Source organism: Paraperlucidibaca sp. (genome assembly GCF_982810325.1).
In genome coordinates, this window is record NZ_CEYEMI010000040.1 from 8,578 (window position 1) to 13,746 (window position 5,169).

A 5,169-nucleotide genomic window follows, 5' to 3' on the forward strand; every position below is an offset into this window, starting at 1 on the left:
GGCAGGTAGGTGAGACCTACAACATCGGCGGCCATAACGAAAAACAAAATATCGAAGTGGTGCGAACTATTTGCAGCTTGCTAGATGAGTTAGCGCCAAATAGCACGCCGTATGCATCGTTGATCACACACGTGACCGACCGCCCTGGGCATGATCTGCGCTACGCCATAGACGCTAGCAAGATTGAGAAAGAGCTGGGTTGGGTACCAACTGAAACATTCGAGACCGGCCTGCGCAAAACAGTGGCCTGGTATTTAGCCAATATGCCGTGGAGCCGCCGAGTGCAAGACGGCAGCTACCAACGCGAGCGACTAGGAGTGACATCATGAAAGGAGTTATCCTCGTCGGCGGCAGCGGCACACGCCTTTACCCCATCACCATGGGCGTGTCGAAGCAGTTATTGCCCATCTACGATAAACCGATGATCTACTACCCAATCTCTGTGCTGATGCTGGCTAAAGTCCGCGACATCCTCATCATCTCCACGCCCGAAGACATGGCCGGCTATCAGCGTCTGCTCGGTGACGGCTCCCGTTTTGGCGTGAATTTCATTTATGCCATACAGCCTAGCCCCGATGGCCTCGCTCAAGCCTTCATCATTGGCGAAGAGTTTATTGGCAATGACTCAGTCTGCTTGGTCTTAGGCGACAATATTTTCTATGGCCAAGGCTTCTCGCCAAAACTACTTGAAGCAGCAAGCCGGCCATCAGGCGCCACTGTATTTGGCTACCAAGTGGCAGACCCAGAGCGCTTTGGTGTGGTTGAGTTTGACGATGAAAAGCGAGCAGTTTCTATTGAAGAGAAACCGGTTAAGCCGAAGTCAAATTACGCAGTAACCGGTTTGTATTTTTATGACAACGATGTGGTGGCAATGGCCAAGGCCGTGAAGCCTTCACATCGTGGTGAGCTAGAGATTACTAGCATTAATCAGGCGTATTTAGAGCGCGGCGATTTAAATGTTGAGTTGCTGGGCCGTGGTTTTGCTTGGCTAGATACTGGTACGCACGACAGCTTGCTTGAGGCGGCACATTTTGTGGAAACCATTGAAAAGCGTCAAGGTTATAAAGTGGCTTGCTTAGAAGAGATAGGCTTTGCCAATGGTTGGATGACAAGTGAAGAGGTCGAGGTAATTGGGCAAAGCATGAGTAAAAATAGCTATGGTCAGTATTTATTGAATGTGGTCAAAGTAGGCGCATGAGCTTGATTCAGTGGGTGGACTTTCCACCATTAGGCGATGATCGCGGCTCATTAGTAGCGCTTGAGGCAGGCAAAACTGTACCGTTTGACATTAAGCGCGTGTATTACATCTTCGGCACGCAAAGCGGTGTGGCTCGTGGCTTTCATGCGCACAAAAACTTAAAGCAAGTGGCTGTCTGCGTTACCGGCAAATGCCGAATGATTTTAGATGATGGTGTGACGCGTGAAGAGGCTTGGTTGGACTCTCCAATTAAAGGGTTGCTCATTAGTGATCTGGTTTGGCGAGAAATGCATGATTTTAGTGAAGACTGCGTGTTGCTTGTATTAGCCAGCGAACACTACGATGAGACAGATTATATTCGTAGTTATGATGAATTTTTAGGGTGCTTATAATGGAACTTAAATCTAAAAGTATAAAGTTAAGACTTGTCGAAGAGTCTGATGCAGATTTCATTTTGAAGTTAAGGCTTGATGATAGATACAATCAGTTTCTTTCTGGAGTCAGCCCAAGTTTATCTTCGCAGATTAACTGGATAAGATCATATAAGGCAGAAGAAAAAGAAGGTGTACAGTTTTATTTTATAATTGAGCGCTTAGATGGTACTAAATGTGGAACTATAAGAGTCTATGATATTAGGAAAGACTCATTTTGCTGGGGAAGTTGGATACTTAATGAAGATAAAACAAAGTATGCAGCTATTGAAAGCGCATTTTTAATTTATAATTTTGGATTTCAAAATCTTGGTTTAAATAATTCTCATTATGATGTTATGAAAGGAAACGAGCGCGTCATCTCATTTCATAAAAAAATGGGCGCAAAAATAGTTTCTGAAGATTCTGAAAACTACTATTTCAATATTAGTAAAGATGCGGTTGAGGCATCACGTGTACAATTGAAAGATAAAATATAATATGAATATTAACGATTACATGATAGGGCAGACTTACGCTGAGGCGATATTTGTTACGCGCGAAACGGTTCTAGGATTTGCTAGTATTAGCGGAGATAAAAACCCGATTCATGTTGATGAGAATTTTGCTAAAAACTCTTTTTATAAAAAAAACATTGCGCATGGAATGCTGCTGGCTGCTTTTATTTCTAAAATATTCGGCATGAACTTTCCTGGGCCTGGTTGTATATATGGCTCACAAAGTTTTAAGTTTTTAAAGCCGGTATTTATTGATGATGATTTATTAGTAGTTGTAAAAATTACAGAAATAGATTTAGTAAAGTCTAAGCTAACATTCTCTACAGTATGTAGTGTTAATGATGTTGAAGTGTTAGTAGGTGAAGCAAAAATATATATACCCAAAGGTATGAATAAGTGATCCCATTTCTCGATTTAAAAGCAATCAACTCAAACTATCGCGCAGATCTCATCGATGCCTGCACACGCGTTATTGATTCTGGCTGGTATATAGGCGGCAACGAACTAGCTCAGTTTGAGCAGAGCTTCGCCCAGTATTGCGGCACTAAGCATGCCATTGGTGTAGCAAATGGTCTCGATGCTCTAATTCTGGTTTTCCGCGCATGGAAAGAGCTCGGCAAGCTCAAAGAAGGCGACGAAGTAATCGTGCCAGCGAATACATACATCGCTAGTATTTTAGCGATTACGGAAAACCGACTGGTACCAGTCTTGGTTGAGCCAGATGAGCAGTCCTATAACATAAGCCCAAGCTTGATTGAGGCAGCCATCACCCCGAAAACTCGCGCCATATTGCCTGTTCACCTATACGGGCAGCTCGCCGATATGCCTGCGATTATGAACATCGCCCAACGCCACGGTTTATTGGTCTTGGAAGACTCAGCCCAAGCCCACGGCGCTAGCTTAAATAGCAAAAAAGCAGGCAATTGGGGAGATGCCAGTGGCTTCAGCTTCTACCCCGGCAAAAACCTTGGTGCACTCGGCGACGCCGGCGCTATTACCACCAACGATGATGAACTCGCCAAAACCGTTCGCGCCCTCGGTAACTACGGCTCGCACGAAAAGTATAAAAATCTGTATCAGGGCGTGAATAGCCGTTTAGATGAAGTTCAAGCGGCCATGTTGAGCGTGAAGTTAAAGCACCTAGATACTGAGATGGCGCAACGCCGAGCAGTGGCCGACGCCTACACGACGGGCATTAGCAATCCGCTAATTGCCTTGCCAACTCAGGCGTTTCAAGCGCCAGTGAAAGCTACCGAGTCGCATGTGTGGCACCTATACGTCATTCGCTGCGAACACCGCGCCGAGCTGCAAAAACACCTGCTCGATCACGGCGTGCAAACTCTCATCCACTACCCCATACCACCTCACAAACAGCATGCCTATCGCGCGATGAGCCCTCTATGCTTTCCGCTGTCTGAGTGTATGCATGAGCAAGTGCAGAGCCTGCCGATTGGGCCAACGACAACAATGGAGCAAGCCCAAGCAGTAATTGTGGCGTGCAATAGCTTCCAAGTAGACGCATAACTACGTGACGCTAATAAAAACCAGCTTACTCAACGCGATTGCCGTAGTTATTAAAATGATAACTATGTTGGGCTTAAATAAAGTATTAGCAGTATATGTTGGCCCTGCAGGATATGCAGCAATCGGCAACTTTCAAAACGCTGCTCAGATGATTACCACACTAGCAAGCGGTGCGATAAACACTGGAGTAGTCAAGTACACGGCTGAGTACCACGCGGATGAAGAGAAGCAGCGCCAGCTTTGGCGCACTGCAGGTACATTAGCTCTTGCAGGTTCGCTAGTAATGGGCGTGCTAGTTGCTATTTTTAGCAAAGAAATCGCAGTGCTATTTTTGCATGATGAAAGCTATAGCATGGTATTTATTTGGTTTTCAGTAACACTGGTGTTTTTTATATTTAACACTCTATTGCTTGCCATACTAAATGGGAAAAAAGAAATTTCCCGTTATGTTTCGGCAAATATAATCGGTAGTTTAGTTGCATTGTTAGTGACAAGTTTTTTAACTATAAAGTTTGGTTTGCATGGTGCTTTAACGGCACTTGCGATTTTTCCATCCTTTGCCTTTGTAGCCACACTATATATTTGTTACAGAGCGGAGTGGTTTAAATTTAGTTATATTTTCGGAGCATTAGATAAGGTTGTTTTAATAAATTTATCAAAGTTCGCTGCGATGGCACTTGTAAGTGTAGCTTGCGTGCCTATAAGTCACATTTTTATTCGTACCTACCTTGGTGATACTTTCGGATTGGCCTCAGCAGGATATTGGGAAGCGATGTGGCGCTTAAGTGCTGCTTACCTAATGCTGATAACAACAACGCTAAGTCTATACTATCTGCCAAGACTTTCTGAGCTTAAAGATTTTGCTGAGATACAGAATGAGATACTTCAAGGCTATAGAATAATATTGCCTTTTGCTGCTATGTGTGGATTCGCCATTTATATGCTGCGCGATTTTATTATTAGTATGCTTTTTACAACTGAATTTTTTCCAATGCGAGATTTATTTGCATGGCAGATGGTAGGGGATACCCTTAAAATTGGTAGTTGGATACTTTCATATTTGATGCTAGGTAAAGCCATGATAAAATTATTTATATTAACGGAGATATTTTTTTCGGCATCATTTTATGGTCTTGCTATTCTATTTACTAATGCCTTAGGCCTTGAGGGTATAAGTTTAGCGCATGCTATTAACTATTTAGCGTACTGGATTTTTTTAGGGATTTTAATGCCAAAGCTGCTGAGAGAAAGTTAATTATTTTGTCTAAATATAAAAACATTTATTTTTTGAATTTAGAATTGATGCGGCCCAATAAATTAATATAGATCAGTGATGATAATAAATTAAATACAGGCAAGCTAATTGTGCTCTAAGTTTTATGTTGTCAGTATTGAGCTGATATGGTTTGGCAAACATGAGGAATAGATTCCTCATGTTTTTATTAATTAGCTTTGGTAAACCCACATGAAAATTTTAGTCACCGGCGGTGCCGGTTTTATAGGCTCAGCCGTAGTTCGC

General features: G+C 43.1%; 7 protein-coding genes. All 7 read left to right on the forward strand.

Annotation, left to right across the window (positions count from 1 at the left end; translation table 11 throughout):
• The coding region (locus AC3DKE_RS10330) for a GDP-mannose 4,6-dehydratase (RefSeq protein WP_487990628.1) at nt 1-329 on the forward strand (329 nt) is incomplete at its 5' end.
• Entirely contained in the window at nt 326-1,198 is an 873-nt protein-coding gene (rfbA, locus tag AC3DKE_RS10335) for a glucose-1-phosphate thymidylyltransferase RfbA (RefSeq protein WP_487990629.1), read from the forward strand. The genes AC3DKE_RS10330 and rfbA, both read left to right, overlap by 4 nt.
• On the forward strand, nt 1,195-1,590 hold the full coding sequence (locus AC3DKE_RS10340; protein ID WP_487990630.1) for a sugar 3,4-ketoisomerase: 396 nt from the start codon (nt 1,195-1,197) through the stop codon (nt 1,588-1,590). Before rfbA ends, AC3DKE_RS10340 begins: the two co-directional genes overlap by 4 nt.
• Nucleotides 1,590-2,108, forward strand: a complete 519-nt coding sequence (locus AC3DKE_RS10345) for a GNAT family N-acetyltransferase (protein WP_487990631.1) — start codon at nt 1,590-1,592, stop codon at nt 2,106-2,108. Before AC3DKE_RS10340 ends, AC3DKE_RS10345 begins: the two co-directional genes overlap by 1 nt.
• A gap of 1 nt (nt 2,109) precedes the next feature.
• The gene (locus tag AC3DKE_RS10350; RefSeq protein WP_487990632.1) at nt 2,110-2,526 is read left to right on the forward strand and encodes a MaoC family dehydratase; all 417 of its coding nucleotides are present in this window, start codon (nt 2,110-2,112) and stop codon (nt 2,524-2,526) included.
• Nucleotides 2,523-3,650, forward strand: a complete 1,128-nt coding sequence (locus AC3DKE_RS10355) for a DegT/DnrJ/EryC1/StrS family aminotransferase (RefSeq protein WP_487990633.1) — start codon at nt 2,523-2,525, stop codon at nt 3,648-3,650. Before AC3DKE_RS10350 ends, AC3DKE_RS10355 begins: the two co-directional genes overlap by 4 nt.
• A gap of 4 nt (nt 3,651-3,654) precedes the next feature.
• Nucleotides 3,655-4,905, forward strand: a complete 1,251-nt coding sequence (locus AC3DKE_RS10360) for an O-antigen translocase (RefSeq protein WP_487990634.1) — start codon at nt 3,655-3,657, stop codon at nt 4,903-4,905.
• The last annotated feature ends 264 nt before the right edge of the window (nt 4,906-5,169 follow it).